The sequence below is a fragment of the Erythrobacter sp. WG genome (assembly GCF_026586795.1).
In the GTDB taxonomy this organism is placed as follows: domain Bacteria; phylum Pseudomonadota; class Alphaproteobacteria; order Sphingomonadales; family Sphingomonadaceae; genus Erythrobacter.
Genome location: NZ_JAPFGY010000019.1, coordinates 38,810 through 53,272, shown reverse-complemented (window position 1 = coordinate 53,272; position 14,463 = coordinate 38,810). Strand labels below are relative to the sequence as shown.

Annotated in this window: 14 protein-coding genes and 1 tRNA gene; 7 read left to right on the top strand and 8 right to left on the bottom strand. The window is 67.0% G+C overall.

What is annotated here, in order from left to right:
• The first annotated feature begins 118 nt into the window (after positions 1 to 118).
• From OPU67_RS10855 to OPU67_RS10845, 3 genes are all read left to right on the top strand, one after another.
• The gene (locus tag OPU67_RS10855; RefSeq protein WP_267619556.1) at positions 119 to 676 is read left to right on the top strand and encodes a fasciclin domain-containing protein; all 558 of its coding nucleotides are present in this window, start codon (positions 119 to 121) and stop codon (positions 674 to 676) included.
• 232 nt (positions 677 to 908) lie between these two features.
• Positions 909 to 1,463: a fasciclin domain-containing protein gene (locus OPU67_RS10850; protein WP_267619555.1), complete on the top strand. Its 555-nt coding sequence runs from the start codon at positions 909 to 911 to the stop codon at positions 1,461 to 1,463.
• Between the two features lie 142 nt (positions 1,464 to 1,605).
• Entirely contained in the window at positions 1,606 to 2,334 is a 729-nt protein-coding gene (locus tag OPU67_RS10845; RefSeq protein WP_267619573.1) for a polysaccharide deacetylase family protein, read from the top strand.
• A 137-nt stretch (positions 2,335 to 2,471) separates the two neighbouring features.
• Here OPU67_RS10845 and clpX read toward each other — a convergent pair whose 3' ends face one another.
• Together clpX and OPU67_RS10835 are read right to left on the bottom strand one after the other, a co-directional pair.
• Positions 2,472 to 3,740 carry an ATP-dependent Clp protease ATP-binding subunit ClpX gene (clpX, locus tag OPU67_RS10840; RefSeq protein ID WP_267619554.1) on the bottom strand — a complete coding sequence of 423 codons (1,269 nt, stop codon included), beginning with the start codon at positions 3,738 to 3,740 and terminating at the stop codon, positions 2,472 to 2,474.
• Positions 3,741 to 3,949: 209 nt separating this feature from the next.
• Positions 3,950 to 4,654 carry an ATP-dependent Clp protease proteolytic subunit gene (locus OPU67_RS10835; RefSeq protein WP_267619553.1) on the bottom strand — a complete coding sequence of 235 codons (705 nt, stop codon included), beginning with the start codon at positions 4,652 to 4,654 and terminating at the stop codon, positions 3,950 to 3,952.
• A 164-nt stretch (positions 4,655 to 4,818) separates the two neighbouring features.
• On the opposite strand from OPU67_RS10835, the gene OPU67_RS10830 reads away from it, so the two are divergent.
• Entirely contained in the window at positions 4,819 to 6,396 is a 1,578-nt protein-coding gene (locus OPU67_RS10830; RefSeq protein ID WP_267619552.1) for an amidase, read from the top strand.
• Positions 6,397 to 6,506: 110 nt separating this feature from the next.
• Here the strand turns inward: OPU67_RS10830 and tig are convergent, their stop codons facing one another.
• Complete coding sequence (gene tig, locus OPU67_RS10825; RefSeq protein WP_267619551.1) at positions 6,507 to 8,054, bottom strand: trigger factor; 1,548 nt, start codon at positions 8,052 to 8,054, stop codon at positions 6,507 to 6,509.
• Positions 8,055 to 8,118: 64 nt separating this feature from the next.
• A tRNA-Leu gene (locus OPU67_RS10820) sits at positions 8,119 to 8,203 on the bottom strand.
• A 131-nt stretch (positions 8,204 to 8,334) separates the two neighbouring features.
• Between OPU67_RS10820 and OPU67_RS10815 the strand changes: the two genes are divergently transcribed.
• The 3 genes from OPU67_RS10815 to OPU67_RS10805 all read left to right on the top strand — a co-directional run bounded on the left by OPU67_RS10815 (position 8,335) and on the right by OPU67_RS10805 (position 10,611).
• Positions 8,335 to 8,643 (top strand): DUF3297 family protein, encoded by a 309-nt coding sequence (locus OPU67_RS10815; RefSeq protein WP_267619550.1) that lies wholly within the window; start codon positions 8,335 to 8,337, stop codon positions 8,641 to 8,643.
• A gap of 64 nt (positions 8,644 to 8,707) precedes the next feature.
• A complete protein-coding gene (gene der, locus OPU67_RS10810) occupies positions 8,708 to 10,123 on the top strand; it encodes a ribosome biogenesis GTPase Der (protein ID WP_267619549.1) in 1,416 nt (471 codons plus the stop codon).
• Complete coding sequence (locus OPU67_RS10805; RefSeq protein ID WP_267619548.1) at positions 10,123 to 10,611, top strand: DUF2721 domain-containing protein; 489 nt, start codon at positions 10,123 to 10,125, stop codon at positions 10,609 to 10,611. The genes der and OPU67_RS10805 overlap by 1 nt, the downstream gene beginning before the upstream one ends.
• A 167-nt stretch (positions 10,612 to 10,778) precedes the next feature.
• On the opposite strand, the gene bfr is transcribed toward OPU67_RS10805, so the two are convergent.
• The 4 genes from bfr to OPU67_RS10785 all read right to left on the bottom strand — a co-directional run bounded on the left by bfr (position 10,779) and on the right by OPU67_RS10785 (position 14,213).
• Positions 10,779 to 11,261 (bottom strand): bacterioferritin, encoded by a 483-nt coding sequence (gene bfr, locus OPU67_RS10800; protein ID WP_267619547.1) that lies wholly within the window; start codon positions 11,259 to 11,261, stop codon positions 10,779 to 10,781.
• Between the two features lie 137 nt (positions 11,262 to 11,398).
• Positions 11,399 to 11,599: a (2Fe-2S)-binding protein gene (locus OPU67_RS10795; RefSeq protein WP_267619572.1), complete on the bottom strand. Its 201-nt coding sequence runs from the start codon at positions 11,597 to 11,599 to the stop codon at positions 11,399 to 11,401.
• Between the two features lie 111 nt (positions 11,600 to 11,710).
• Entirely contained in the window at positions 11,711 to 13,012 is a 1,302-nt protein-coding gene (locus OPU67_RS10790) for a DUF418 domain-containing protein (RefSeq protein WP_267619546.1), read from the bottom strand.
• Positions 13,013 to 13,112: 100 nt separating this feature from the next.
• Positions 13,113 to 14,213 carry an SPOR domain-containing protein gene (locus tag OPU67_RS10785; protein WP_324255364.1) on the bottom strand — a complete coding sequence of 367 codons (1,101 nt, stop codon included), beginning with the start codon at positions 14,211 to 14,213 and terminating at the stop codon, positions 13,113 to 13,115.
• Between the last annotated feature and the right edge of the window lie 250 nt (positions 14,214 to 14,463).

Genomic DNA, 14,463 nt, shown 5'->3' with positions numbered 1-14,463 from the left:
CCGTGCGACCACTCGTCCCTGTCTTGGGCGAGCAGCGCATCCGATCCGCCGTTTGCGCGTAAACCCTTGTGCAAGCGGGAGGGCTTGCACACGTGACATTCAAGAACGGAGAAAAATCGTGAACCCCAAGACGACCCTGACCCTCGCCGTCGGTGCCGCCCTCGCCGCCACCAGCGGCCTCGTTGCCGTGCCCGCCATGGCCGATATGCACAACGCGGCCGCCAAGGCCGACGCGAACATCGTCGAGACCGCGACCAGCACGGGGATGCACAACACCCTCGTGACCGCCGTGAAGGCTGCCGGCCTCGTCGACACGCTGTCCGGCCCCGGCCCCTTCACGGTCTTCGCGCCCACTGACGCTGCCTTCGCCAAGCTGCCCGCCGGCACCGTCGAGACGCTGGTCAAGCCCGAGAACAAGGCGACGCTCACCGCGGTCCTCACCTACCACGCCGTCCCCGGCGCGGTGACCTCGGCCGATCTCGTCAAGCTCATCAACGCCAACGGCGGCAAGGCGACGATCACCACCGTGCAGGGCGGCAAGCTGACCGCCGCGCTCGAGGGCGGCAAGGTCGTGATCACCGATGCCAAGGGCGGCCGCACCACCGTCACCAAGGCGGACGTGAAGACCTCGAACGGCGTGATCCACGTCACCGACGGGGTGTTCCTCCCCGCTTGAGCGGCCTGATCGGCGGGCGCGGTTTCTCGCCCCCATCCCCTCAACCGAGGGGCCGCGCCTTGCCCGACCCCGCCGGACCTTCCCCTTGGGTCCGGTGGGGTTTTTCTTGGCCGGACAGCAAAGCGCATCGGGACAGGGCTCTGCATCCGGCTGCCGCAGGGTTCCGTAGCATTCGAGGCAGGCGGGAGGGCTTGCCGACCGACCCAACCATCCCGCCACGAAAGGCCCCGCCATGAATACCAAGCACATCCTTGCCGCCGCCGCCGCCGCCCTCGCCATGACCGGCGGGCTTGCCGCCCTCCCCGCCGCCGCGCACGGCCACAAGGCGGCGGCCGCTGCAAGGCCGAACATCGTGGAGGTGGCGATGAGCACCGGCGTCCACAACACGCTGGTCACCGCAGTCAAGGCGGCGGGGCTGGTCGACACCCTGTCGAGCCCCGGCCCCTTCACCGTCTTCGCCCCCACCGACACCGCATTTGCCAAGCTGCCTGAGGGCACCGTGGCGACCCTCGTGAAGCCCGCTAACAAGGGCACGCTGACCGGCATCCTCACCTACCACGCGGTCGCAGGCAAGGTGACCAGCGCCGACCTCGTCAAGCTGATCAAGCAGGGGCACGGCGAGGCGGTGATCGAAACGCTCGCGGGCGGCGAACTGACCGCGCGCCTCTCGGGCGGCAAGATCGTGATCACCGACGAAAAGGGCCGTGCCACCGCCGTGACGCAGGCCGATGTCGCGACGTCGAACGGCGTGGTCCATGTGACCGACGGGGTGTTCCTGCCGGCCTGAGTCCGGTTTTCCGGCTGGCGCTGCCCCTCTCCCCCTCATCCCCCACCCGAGGGGCAGCGCTTCCTCCGACCCCGTCCGGCCTTCCTCCAGGGCCGGGCGGGGTTTGGTTTGCGTCGCCGGCAGGAAAGCTTAACCTTTGGCCATGAAAGTCGCCCGAAACGCTCGCTTTCGCACCACCATCATCGCCTCCGCGATCGTTCTCACACTCTCGGCCGCCGCTGTCTGGCAGCTCTCGAAGGCGCGCTGCTTTCAACTGGTGGGCGAAGTGACGTGCCGCGTGAACACCGAGGGCAAGGTGGTCGCCCTGACGTTCGATGACGGGCCCACCCCGGAAGGTGTCGACGCGGTGCTTGCCGCCTTGGGGCCGCGCGGGATCACCGCCACCTTTTTCCTCATAGGCAACCGGATGGAGCGATTCCCCGGTCAGGCCGAGCGCCTCGTCGCTGCCGGGCACGAGCTCGGCAATCACACCTACTCGCACCAGCGCAACCTTGGCCGCTCGCAGGCCTTCTATGCCGCTGAAATCGCGCGAACGGACGCACTGCTGAAGGCCGCGGGAAGCGACACGAACCTATTCCGCCCGCCATTCGGCAAGCGGCTGATCGGCTTGCCGCTGGAAGCTGAGCGCGCCGGTTACCGGACGATCATGTGGGACGTCGAGGATCAGCCCGAGAGATTCACCGAGCCCCGCGCCTTTGCGCAGGACATTCTGGCCCGTGTCCGGCCGGGATCAATCATCCTGATCCACCCGATGTATCAACACAATCACGTCGCGCGCGAAGCGCTGCCGATCATCCTCGATGGCTTGCATTCGCAGGGCTACGAGGTTGTCACCGTCTCCGAGCTGCTGAGGCGCTCCGGGAGCCGCTGACCGGCCGCGCAGCAACCGCAAGGCTGTACACCCGCCCCAGCTTATGGCCTCAAATAGCGAAGCGATGGGCCAACAAAGACGTGAGGAAAGCCAGGGCGGACGGATTTCCGCCGCCCGGCTATTAAGGGCGCAATGACTTACGCCGCCTCTTCCTTCTTCGCAGCCTCGCCGCCATGCACCCGGATCGGTTCCTTCTTGCCCGCGACCACATCGGCGTCGATCACGATTTCGGTGACGCCTTCCATGTCGGGCAGGTCGAACATCGTGTCGAGCAGCAGGCCCTCGACGATCGAACGCAGCCCGCGTGCGCCGGTCTTGCGCTTGATCGCACGCTCGGCGATCGCCTGGAGCGCATCGTCGGTGAAGGTAAGTTCGACGTCTTCCAGCTCGAACAGCTTGCGGTACTGCTTGACCAGCGCGTTCTTCGGCTCCTTGAGGATCGTCACCAGCGCGGGCACGTCGAGATCGTGCAGCGTGGCGATCACCGGCAGGCGGCCGACGAATTCGGGGATCAGGCCGAACTTGAGGAGATCCTCAGGCTCGGACTTCTCGAGCAATTCACCCACGCGGCGCTTATCGGGATCGGCGACATGCGCGCCGAAGCCGATCGAGCGCTTCTGCAAGCGGTCGGCGATGATCTTGTCGAGGCCGGCAAAGGCGCCGCCGCAGATGAACAGGATGTTGGTCGTGTCGACCTGCAGGAATTCCTGCTGCGGATGCTTGCGCCCGCCCTGCGGCGGAACGCTCGCGGTGGTGCCTTCCATCAGCTTCAGCAGCGCCTGCTGCACGCCCTCACCCGAAACGTCGCGGGTGATCGAGGGGTTCTCGGCCTTGCGGGTGATCTTGTCGATCTCGTCGATATAGACGATCCCGTGCTGGGCCTTCTCGACATTGTAGTCGGAGGCCTGGAGCAGCTTGAGGATGATGTTCTCGACGTCCTCGCCCACGTAGCCGGCTTCGGTCAGCGTGGTGGCATCGGCCATGGTGAAGGGCACGTCGAAGGTGCGCGCGAGCGTCTGCGCGAGCAGGGTCTTGCCCGAGCCGGTGGGGCCGACGAGCAGGATGTTCGACTTCGCCAGTTCGACATCGCCCGCCTTGCCGGAGTGCTTGAGCCGCTTGTAGTGGTTGTGCACCGCGACCGAGAGCACGCGTTTCGCCCGGTCCTGGCCGATCACGTAGTCGTTCAAAGTGGTGAAGATGTCCATCGGCGTGGGGATCTCGCCGTCCTTCTTGCCGGCGATCCCGGCCTTGGTCTCTTCACGGATGATGTCGTTGCAGAGCTCAACGCATTCATCGCAGATGAACACGGTGGGGCCGGCGATGAGCTTGCGCACCTCGTGCTGCGACTTCCCGCAGAAGCTGCAGTAGAGGGTGCTCTTGCTGTCGGATCCGCTCAATTTGGTCATTCCTGTGTCCTCGAATCCGCGGCCCGGGGTGCCGAGACAGCCCGGGCGGATTCTGCAAGTGTATCGTTCGCGCGCGATGAATCAACACATCGCGCGGGTTTTCGTGCCCTTACCATGGGGCACGCCTTCGCGAAGGCGCGGGAAAACCACGGCTTGTCGCAGCCTGTCCCGCCGCGGTGCAGATGGCGGGCGCAGCGAGGTAGGGGGTGTTACTCAGGCGCGCCGCCCGAACCGTCCTCGACGCCGGTTTCCTCGTTCTCGGGCCGGGTCTCGAACACCTTGTCGACGAGGCCGAAGGCACGCGCCTCCTCGGCCTCGAGGAAGGTGTCGCGGTCCATCGCCTTCTCGATCTCTTCAAGAGAGCGGCCGGTGAACTTGACGTAGAGATCGTTCATGCGCGCCCGGATGCGCAGGATCTCGCGCGCCTGGATCTCGATGTCGGCGGCCATCCCGCGCGCCCCGCCCGAGGGCTGGTGGACCATGATCCGCGCATTGGGGAGCGCGATCCGCATCCCCGGCTCGCCCGCGGCGAGCAGGAAGCTGCCCATCGACGCGGCCTGGCCGATGCACACCGTCGACACGCGCGGCTTGATGTACTGCATGGTATCGAAGATCGCGAGGCCCGCCGTCACCACCCCGCCCGGCGAGTTGATGTACATGGAAATCGGCTTCGAAGGATTTTCGCTTTCGAGGAACAGCAGCTGGGCGATGATCAGCGAGGCCATGCCGTCCTCGACCTGGCCGTTCACGAAGACGATGCGCTCACGCAGCAGGCGGCTGAAGATGTCGAAGCTGCGTTCGCCCCGGCTGGTCTGCTCGACCACCACCGGCACCAGCGCGCCGGTGACCGGATCGCGGGTGAATTGCCCCTGGGTGCCGTAGGTCTCGCCGGAGTTGCCGAACAGGTCGATCATGTGGGTTCTTCGTCCTTCAGGTGTTTCGTCACGGCTATGTCGGAGCCTCAGGGGCAATTTCAAGGGCGTTTACCTTGTCCCTGTGAATTGCCCGGGGGCGCGCGCCGACGTCACAGGTGTTTTCCCACTTGAGCCGTGGCGCAGGCGTGGCACATCTGTCGGCCATGATCCATCGCACCATCGGCCGATCGGCCCTCGCCCTGCTTCTTGTTACCACCGCCAGCGCCGCGTTTGCACAGGAAGCCGCCGCAGACGACAAGCCGGTGGTCCGGATCGAGGTGCCGAAAGTGGAGCTGCCGCCCGGCGTCGAGAAGCTCGGCCCCAGCAGCGGCCCGGCCGAGGCCACCGCCGTCGGCCAGGTGTACCGGATCATGCGCTTCGACGACGGGCCGCAGGGAATCAACGCGGTGATCGCCCTGGCGCCCGACATCACCGCGCAGGTCCGCGCGGCCCAGCGCCTCCCGCTCAAGGGGCGCACGGTGCTCGTCAAGGACAACATCGAGACCCGCGAACTGCCGACCACCGCCGGCTCCCTCGCCCTCAAGGACAACGCGACGGGCCGCGATGCGCCGCTGATCGCCAAGCTGAGGGCCGCGGGCGGCGTGGTGCTGGGCAAGGCCAACCTCTCCGAATGGGCGAACATCCGCTCCAGCGGATCGACCAGCGGCTGGAGCGCGGTCGGCGGCCTCACCCGCAACCCCTACGCCATCGACCGCAACACCTGCGGCTCCTCCTCCGGCAGCGGCGCAGGCGTGGCGGCGGGCTTCGCATGGGCGGCGATCGGTTCGGAGACCAACGGCTCGATCACCTGCCCCGCGAGCATCAACGGCCTCGTCGGCTTCAAGCCCTCGGTCGGCATCGTCAGCCGCACCCACGTGGTCCCGATCTCCTCGAGCCAGGACACCGCCGGGCCGATGACGAAGACCGTCTACGATGCCGCCCTGCTGCTCACCGCCATCGCGGGCGAAGACCAGGCAGATCCCGTCACGCTGGAGGCGAAGCGGGTCACCGACTACACCGCCGGGCTCGACACAGCCTCGCTGAAGGGTGTGCGGATCGGCGTGCTTCGTGATGCGGCAGGGAGCCGTGCCGACGTGAAGACGCTGTTCGAGGCGGCGCTCGCAGACCTGAAGCGCGCGGGCGCCGAGGTGGTCGATGTCGAGTACAAGCCCTCGCCCGAGATGTGGGCGGCCTCGCTGCCGGTGCTGCTCTACGAGCTGCGGGTAGAGATGGACAAGTACCTCTCCACCCGCCCGGGCACCGGCGGGCCGCGCAGCCTTGCCGACCTCGTCACCTTCAACGCCGCCAACGCGCGCGAGGAGTTGCGCTGGTTCGGGCAGGACCTGTTCGAGCAGGCGCTGAAGACCACCGACGCCGAGGCCTATGCCAAGAACATCGCCACCCTGCGCCGCCTGACCCGCGCCGAGGGGATCGACAAGCTGCTCGCCGACAACAAGGTGAGCTTTCTGGTCGCCCCCACGCAGGGGCCCGCGTGGAGCACCGATCTCGTCAACGGCGACAACTTCAGCGGCCGGATCGGCGCGGGCTATCTCGCCGCGATCGCGGGCTATCCGCATATCACCGTGCCGATGGGCGGGGTCGAGGGGCTGCCGATCGGCCTCAGCATCATGGGCGGCCAGTGGCAGGACCACGAGGTGCTGAAGGCCGGCGCGGCCTACGAAAAAGCGCGGACAGCCAAGCTGCCCGCGCTGACCTTCGCGCCGTGGAAACCGTCGCCCTGATTCTCCCCCTCCCCTCGGGGAGGGGGTCAGGGGGTGGGGGCTCTACCGTCAAGGGAAGGGAGAAGCCCACCCCCCAACCCCTCCCGCAAGCGGGAGGGGAGTTTGGCGCCTTACTTCTTGGCAGCCGCCTTCTTGGCCGGGGCCTTCTTGGCAGGCTTGTCCTCGGCCGGAGCCGCATCCGCCTTGGGCGCGGCCTTCTTGGCGGCAGCCTTCTTCGCGGGCTTGGCTTCTTCTTCGGCAGCAGGCGCTTCCTCGGCGGCCGCTTCCTTCTTGGCCGGAGCCTTCTTCTTGGCGGCAGCCTTCTTCGGAGCCGGAGCGGGCGCGGCGCCGTCCTCGGCCTCGATCGCGGCCTGGAGTTCCTCCACGGTCACTTCACGTTCCGTGACTTCGGCCTTGTCGAACAGGAAGTCGACGACCTTGTCCTCGTAAAGCGGCGCGCGCAGCTGGGCGGCGGCCATCGGCTCGGACTGGATGTACTGCACGAAACGCTCGCGATCCTCGGGGCGATACTGCATCGCCGCCTGCTGGATCAGCATGGACATTTCCTGCTGGCTGATCTCGACGCCGTTCGCCTGGCCGATTTCCGAGAGCAGCAGGCCGAGGCGCACGCGGCGCTCGGCGATGGAGCGGTACTCGTCCTTCTCGTCCTCGATCTGCTTGAGCGCGGCAGCCGGATCTTCCTCGCTGGCGGCTTCCTGCTGGAGCTGCTGCCAGATCTGCGCGAACTCGGCCTCGACCATGGTGCCCGGCACCTCGAAGCTGTGACCCGCGGCCAGCTGATCGAGCAGGGCGCGCTTCATCGCGGTGCGGGTGAGGCCGGCGGTCTGCTGTTCGAGCTGGCCCTTCATGATCTCGCGCAGCTTGTCGAGGCTGTCGAGGCCGAGGCTCTTGGCGAAGTCCTCGTCGATCTTGGTCTCGCCCTCGACCTTCACCGCCTTCACGGTGATGTCGAAGGTCGCTTCCTTGCCGGCGAGGTGCGCGGCCTGGTAGTTCTCGGGGAAGGTGACCGTGATGGTCTTTTCCTGCCCGGCCTTAACGCCGACGAGCTGGTCCTCGAAGCCGGGGATGAAGGTGCCCGAGCCGAGCACCAGCGCGGCGTCCTCGGCCTTGCCGCCTTCGAACTCGACGCCGTCCAGCTTGCCGACGAAGTCGATGATCAACTGGTCGCCGTCAGCGGCCTTCTTCGTCTTGGGCGCGTCGGTGTAGCTCTTGTTCTGCGACGCGATGTTGCCCAGCGCCTCGTCGACCTGTTCGTCGGTCACGGGCACGACGAGCTTCTCGAGCTTGAGGCCGTCGATCGCCGGCGCCTCGATGGTCGGCAGCACTTCGAGGCTGACGGTGATCGCGGCGTCCTTGCCTTCCTCGTAGTCCTCGTTGAGGCCGATCTCGGGCTGCATCGCCGGGCGCAGCGCCTCGTCGCGGATCAGCTTGTCGACCGATTCGCGGATCGTGTCGTTGACCACTTGGCCGTGCAGCGCCTCGCCGTGCATCTTCTTCACGAGGTTCGCGGGCACCTTGCCAGGGCGGAAGCCGGGCATGCGGACCTGCGGCGCGATCTTTTTGATCTCGGCCTCGATCTTGGCGGCGAGTTCCGCGGCGGTGATCGTGATCGTGTAGCCGCGCTTGAGGCCTTCGTTGACGGTCTGCTGGGTCTGCATGGGAACTGGTGGTGCCTTCTACGCTAGAAATCCGTAAGGTCGGGACTGGCCGCGCGCGGCGAATTGGTGCGGGCGAAGGGACTCGAACCCCCACATCTTGCGATGCCAGAACCTAAATCTGGTGCGTCTACCAATTTCGCCACGCCCGCTTGCCCGAACGAAGCCGCGCGGGAAGCATGGCCCCCCGCGCGTATCAGCGAGCGCCCTTATCCGTCTCGCGGGAAAAGGGCAAGCGCAACACGCTTGATGCCCGGCCAATCCACCGATAGAGGCGCGGGCCATGAGCGAAGAAACCCCCGAAACCGCCCCCGTCGCGTCCGGCAACGACGTTCCGCCCGATCGCCTGTCGGTCAATCCGCGCAGCGAATTCTTCGACGCGGAGAAGCTCCAGCGCGGGGTCGGCATCCGCTTCAAGGACCGGGTGCGCACCGATATCGAGGAATACTCGATTTCCGAAGGCTGGGTGCGGGTGCAGGCGGGCAAGGCGGTCGATCGCAAAGGCCAGCCGCTGACGATCAAGCTCACCGGCCCGGTCGAGGCGTGGTATGAGGATCTGGGCGACAACCCGCCGGTCGCCCGAAAGGACTAAGGCGCAGGGCTGAGGCCCCTCCCAGCTTGCCAAAAGGGGCGTTTGCGCCCACTTGGGCCGGGCCATGTCCCTCCCCAAGAAGCCTGAAGTCGTCATCATCGGCCGCCCCAACGTGGGCAAGTCCACGCTGTTCAACCGGCTGGTGGGCAAGAAGCTCGCGCTGGTCGACGACCAGCCGGGCGTGACCCGCGACCGCCGGATGGGCGACGCGGTGATCGCGGGGCTACACTTCACGATCGTCGACACCGCCGGGTGGGAGGACGAGGACGAGCTTTCGCTCCCCGGGCGGATGCGCAAGCAGACCGAGGCGAGCCTCGCGGGCGCGGACGCGGCGGTCTTCGTGGTCGACGCGCGCGCGGGGCTGACGCCGCTCGACGAGGAAATCGCCCGCTACCTGCGCGAGCAGGAGGTCCCCGTCGTGGTCGTCGCCAACAAGGCGGAAGGGGCGGCTGCCGAGGCGGGGGTGCTGGAAGCCTACGCCCTCGGCCTCGGCGAGCCGCTTGCCATGTCGGCCGAGCATGGCGAGGGCGTCGCCGATCTGTTCGGCGGGCTGTGGCCGATCATCGGCGCCAAGGCCGAGGAATGGGAAGAGGCGAACGAGATCGCCCGCGCCGAGTGGCGCGAGATGGACGAGGAAGACCGCCCCTCCGGCCCTCTAAAACTCGCCATTGTCGGGCGGCCCAATGCGGGCAAGTCCACTCTCATCAACCGGCTGCTCGGCGAAGACCGCCTGCTGACCGGCCCCGAAGCCGGCATCACCCGCGATTCGATTGCGATCGACTGGCAATGGACCGATCCCAAATCGGGCGAAACCCGCGAGATCCGCCTGATTGACACCGCGGGGATGCGCAAGAAGAAGAACGTCACCGAGAAGCTCGAAAAGCTTTCCGTGGCGGATGGGCGCCGGGCGGTGGACTTTGCCGAGGTCGTGGTGCTGCTGCTCGACGCGACGCAGGGCCTCGAGCATCAGGACTTGAAGATCGCCAGCCTCGTCCTCGAGGAAGGCCGCGCGCTGATGATCGCGATCAACAAGTGGGACGTGGCGGAGGACGCGAGCAAGCTGTTCAACGGCATCCGCGCGGCGCTCGACGATGGGTTGGCGCAGGTGCGCGGGCTACCGCTGTTCGCGGTGAGCGCCAAGACCGGCAAGGGCTTGGACCAGATGCTCGGCGCCGCCTTCGAGCTGCGCGAGGCGTGGTCGAAGCGTGTCTCCACCTCGGCCCTCAACCGCTGGTTCGATGACGCGATGGAAGCCAACCCGCCTCCTGCCCCCGGCGGCAAGCGGATCAAGCTGCGCTACATCACCCAGGCGGGAACGCGCCCCCCGCGCTTCGTGATCTTCGGTAGCCGCCTCGACCTCCTCCCCAAGAGCTACGAGCGCTATCTCGTCAACGGCATCCGCGCGAAGCTCGGCTTCGATGCGGTGCCGGTGCGCGTGACGCTCAAGACCAACAAGAACCCCTACGCCAAGGACGGGTGATGGCGAGCCTCGACCTCCTTGCAGCGGTCCTCCACACACCCTTCGCCAGCGAGCTCCTCGAGCGCACCGCCTCCACCCCGCGCGTGCAGCAGGTGGTACAGCTGAGCCTTGCGCCCGCCTTCCTCCTGTCGGGGATCGGCGCGATCATGAATGTCATCATGAGCCGCATGATCTGGATCGCCACGCGGATCGAGAACCTCGAGGCGCGGATCGAGGAGCAGCGCACCGCCAAGCAGGCGCGCGAGATCGCGTGGCTGATACGCCGCCGCAAGCTGATGCAGGGCGCGGTCATGTTCACGACGGCGGCGGCGGTGATGATCAGCCTCGTCATCGGCCTGTTGTTCATCTCCGCCTACATCCTCGCGCAGATCGGCACGCTGATCGCCGGCTTCTGGGTGCTGACCATGGCGCTGCTGGTGACGGGCCTCGGCTTCTTCCTGTTCGAAACGCGCCTGGCCGCGCGCGGGCACCAGCTGCACAAGGATTAGGCGGCGCCGCGGGTAGCGAAAAGGCCGAAGGTCTGGCCGCGCCCGATCGTGTGCCAAGAAGCGGCAGACGACGAGCGACCCGCGGGGACAATCCATAAACGAAGGGGCAGGATCGCGCCACGACCCTGCCCCATTTTTCATCAGCCCTTCGGCTTTCCCTTAGCGACTCAGCTGTCGCCTGCCGGGGCGCTCTGCAGCTGCACGTAATTGTGCAGGCCCATGCGCTCGATCAGCTCGAACTGGGTTTCGAGGAAGTCGACGTGCTCCTCCTCGTTCTTGAGGATGTATTCGAACAGGTCGCGGCTGACATAATCGCGCACGCTCTCGCTGTATTCGATCGCGTCGCGCAGCAGCGGGATCGCCTCCTCCTCGAGCGCGAGGTCGGCGCGCAGGATCTCCTCGACGGTCTCGCCGACCTTCAGCTTGTGGATTGCCTGGAAATTGGGCAGCCCGTCGAGGAACAGGATCCGCTCCGCCAGCTTGTCGGCGTGCTCCATCTCCTCGATCGATTCCTTGCGCTCATAGGCGGCAAGCTTGGTCACGCCCCAGTGCGAGAGCACGCGGTAGTGTAGCCAGTACTGGTTGATCGCGGTCAGCTCGTTGGTGAGCGCCTGGTTCAGATAGTCGATGACCTTGGGGTCGCCCTTCATGGGAATGTCCTTTGCGCAATGTCAAAGCCGGGTTGCGGCATTGGCGTCAGTTTAGACGCTGCCGAGGGCTCTACGCAAGGGCGGGCGAGGAAAAATCTTTGCGAATCAGTCGCTTGCGAGCCGTTCGCAATCGCGGGTCAGGCGGCTTCTACTGCGAGGAAATCGCAGCGCGCAGCGGCGCGTTCGGCGTCGATGATTTCCTGCGCTTCATCAAGGCACTGGCCGCAATTCGGGCGCTTGCCGAGGCAGGCATAGGTCGCCTCGGCATCGCCATCACAGGCGAGCGCGGCTTTGCGCAAATCATTCTCACGGATGGCGTTGCAAATGCAGATGTACATGACCGCTCGAATCACTCCTGCGAGGCGTTTGCAGGAGCGAATGTATGCGAGTTATTCTCAATAACAAGGGCGTTCTCGCAGGAGCCCTCATCGGACGAACCCTGATGCGGCTCACTTCCTGAGCGGGAAGACCTTCCGATAGGTGAGGCAGCGCCACAGCCACTCGAGCGGGCCGTAGTTGAAGCGCGCGAGCCATGGCTTGGACCACACCAGCATCGCGATCCAGGCGAGCACCATGACGATGTAGAGCTTCGGCCGGTTCAGCTGCCCGAACAGCCCGAGCGCCCAGCCGTGGAAGACGAACATCATCACGATCGAGGTGCCGAGGTAATTGGTGAAGGCCGCCCGCCCTGCCGCGCGCACCCGCTCGCCCAGCCAGCCGGTCGCCGAGGGTGCCCAGGCGACCAGCAGCGCGGCAAGGCCCACGGTCATCACGAGGCGCGGCAGTGCGCTCATCCCGATGAAGGCGGCGAAGGTGCCGTAGAAGCTGAAGCCGTCGGCCTGCATGACGAGACCGATCGCGAGGTGCGCGAGCGCGCCGAGGACGAAGGCGGCCGCGCCCCAGCGGATCATTGTCGCCCGCGCGAACGCGCCCGAAAAGAAGCCGAACCGGTAGAGCGCCATGCCGATCAGCATCAGCGGCAGGGTCTCGAAGCCGAACAGGAGCAGGTTCTGGAACGGCTCCAACCCCTGCTCGCCGAGGCGGTGCGCGGTCAGCGCTGCGTAGTCGCCCGAAGCGATTGCGTCGCTGGGGATGTCGTCGCGGGCGAGCTCGGTGGCGATGCCCTGCGTGAGGGCGGTGCGCTGCTCGGCCAGCTCGGGCGTGGATTCGCCGAAGGGCGTCGTCAGGATCAGCCACGGCACCACCGTTCCGGCATAGAAGAGACAGCCGAGGAGGTAGCCCGCGATCCCGATGCCGAGCTGGGTCTTGGGACGCCACTTCATGCACAAGAGCGCGAGAAGGCCGTAGGCGGCGTAGCCGAACAGGATGTCGCCGAACCAGATGAAATAGAAATGGATGAGGCCGAAGCAGGCGAGGATGACAAGGCGCCAGGCCTGGAGCCAGCGCGTGCCCCCCCGCGCCCAGGCCTTCTCCATGAACAGCACCATGCCCGCGCCGAACAGGAGCGTGAACAGCCCGCGCATCTTGCCGTCGATGAGGACGAACTGGACGATCCACAGCCAGCCGCCGGGATCGCCCGCAGGCACAAGGAAGGAGGCGGGTTTGAAGTAGGCGCTGGCGGGCTGGCCGAAGGCGACGATGTTGGCCCACAGGATGCCCATCACGGCAAGGCCGCGGATGAAGTCCAAGGTCTCGATGCGCTCGGCCGCCGCGACGGGCGCGATCGCGGCGCCTGCGGCAGCGGGCGTGACGGTCTCGTAATCCGCGGCGCCCGCGACAATGTCGGTCATGGCTGATCCCCCAAAGCCTGTTGACGGGCGGGAGATTAGCGGTTCCGCGCGCCTTGGGAAGACCCTCCCGCCCTGCTCTGCACGTCTTTCGCCGAGCGGGTCAGCCCTGCCCGGCGACCACGCAGGCCTTGCCTTCGCGCTTCAGGGAGGCACAGGCGCGGGCCGCGTCGGCCTCGCTGGCAAAACCGGTGGCGAGCAGACGGGTGAGATTGCCGCTCGGCACCAGCGCCTTGCTGGTGCCCGAAAGCGCGGCGTGCCTGCCGACCTCCTTCCACATCCGCTCGGCATTCGCCGCAACGCCGAAAGCGCCGAGCTGCACGCGCCACCGGCCCTTGCCGGCATTCGCCTGCGGTGCAGGGCGCGGCGCCGGGACCGCGCCGGGCGCGGCAGCGATCATCGTCGCAGGGGCAGCGGCCGATTTCGGGGCCGGCGGCAGCCCGGCGGGCTTGGGAGCGACGATGGCAGCGGCGGCGCGGCCCGGCTGGGTCACGGCAGCAGGCGACCGGGGGCCCGGCGCCTTGCCGGAGACAGCCGCAGGCTGGACCGCAGGCCGCGCCCCCAATTCGGCGGCGGCGAGCTCGGCGGAGCGCTGCGAACGCGCGCGCGCCTCGAGGTCGCGCGCGAGCGACTGCGCCTGCACCTTCTGCGGCTGCGGCACATACTTGTCCATCTGCGCCAGCGCATCGCGCGCCTGCGGCAGCCCCGCCCCGTTGGCCAGGGTCATCAGCGCATAGGCGCGCACCCAGTCCTTCGCCACGTAATCGGCGTTGAAGTGCGACAGGCCCAGCACATATTGCGCGCGCGGATCGCCGCGCTCGGCAGCCGCCTTGATGAGCGGCATCGCCTTGGCCTGCTCGCCCTCCTGGAACAGCATCAGCCCGTAATTGTCGGCCGCCTTGACGTGGCCGAGGCTGGCGGCCTGTTCGTAGAGCTTGCGCGCCCGGGCATTGTCGATCTCGACCCCGCGCCCGAGGCGATAAGCCTGGGCGAGGTTGAACAGCGCATCGGGATCGCCCGCAGCGGCCGGTCCCTGCCATTCGACCACGGCCTTCTTGAAGTCGCCCGCGCTCCAGGCGTCGACCCCGGCCTTGACGTCGGCCAGCGCCGGCCCTGCCAGCATCGCCAGCGCCGCCACGCCTGTCGCGGCAGCGGTCAGCCGAGCGCCCATGCCCGCAAGGTTCCACAGCTTGGTCATCGTCATCGCTTTGCCTCGTTCAACGCGGATGGTGAGATTCCTTCGCTCGGCTTTAGCGCGAATATGGTTAGCAAATGGTAGCCAACCGATCAGGCCCCGACCGCCGGCACACGGCCATTCGGCGTGCCGCGGGATGTTTGTCGCCCTCAAGGCGTTAACCCTAAATTAGGGGTATCCTGCGAAGCCATGCACGACCCGCCGTTGTCAGGCGCCGCAATCGGGCGGCACGCAGCGGCATCATGCATGGGGGACCCAG

Coding starts and splice junctions, on each gene's coding strand:
- OPU67_RS10850 (WP_267619555.1), top strand. CDS start 909: ATGAATACCAAGCACATCCTTGCCGCCGCCGCCGCCGCCCTCGCCATG.
- OPU67_RS10845 (WP_267619573.1), top strand. CDS start 1,606: ATGAAAGTCGCCCGAAACGCTCGCTTTCGCACCACCATCATCGCCTCC.
- clpX (WP_267619554.1), bottom strand. CDS start 3,740: ATGACCAAATTGAGCGGATCCGACAGCAAGAGCACCCTCTACTGCAGC.
- OPU67_RS10835 (WP_267619553.1), bottom strand. CDS start 4,654: ATGATCGACCTGTTCGGCAACTCCGGCGAGACCTACGGCACCCAGGGG.
- OPU67_RS10830 (WP_267619552.1), top strand. CDS start 4,819: ATGATCCATCGCACCATCGGCCGATCGGCCCTCGCCCTGCTTCTTGTT.
- tig (WP_267619551.1), bottom strand. CDS start 8,054: ATGCAGACCCAGCAGACCGTCAACGAAGGCCTCAAGCGCGGCTACACG.
- OPU67_RS10815 (WP_267619550.1), top strand. CDS start 8,335: ATGAGCGAAGAAACCCCCGAAACCGCCCCCGTCGCGTCCGGCAACGAC.
- der (WP_267619549.1), top strand. CDS start 8,708: ATGTCCCTCCCCAAGAAGCCTGAAGTCGTCATCATCGGCCGCCCCAAC.
- OPU67_RS10805 (WP_267619548.1), top strand. CDS start 10,123: ATGGCGAGCCTCGACCTCCTTGCAGCGGTCCTCCACACACCCTTCGCC.
- bfr (WP_267619547.1), bottom strand. CDS start 11,261: ATGAAGGGCGACCCCAAGGTCATCGACTATCTGAACCAGGCGCTCACC.
- OPU67_RS10795 (WP_267619572.1), bottom strand. CDS start 11,599: ATGTACATCTGCATTTGCAACGCCATCCGTGAGAATGATTTGCGCAAA.
- OPU67_RS10790 (WP_267619546.1), bottom strand. CDS start 13,012: ATGACCGACATTGTCGCGGGCGCCGCGGATTACGAGACCGTCACGCCC.
- OPU67_RS10785 (WP_324255364.1), bottom strand. CDS start 14,213: ATGACGATGACCAAGCTGTGGAACCTTGCGGGCATGGGCGCTCGGCTG.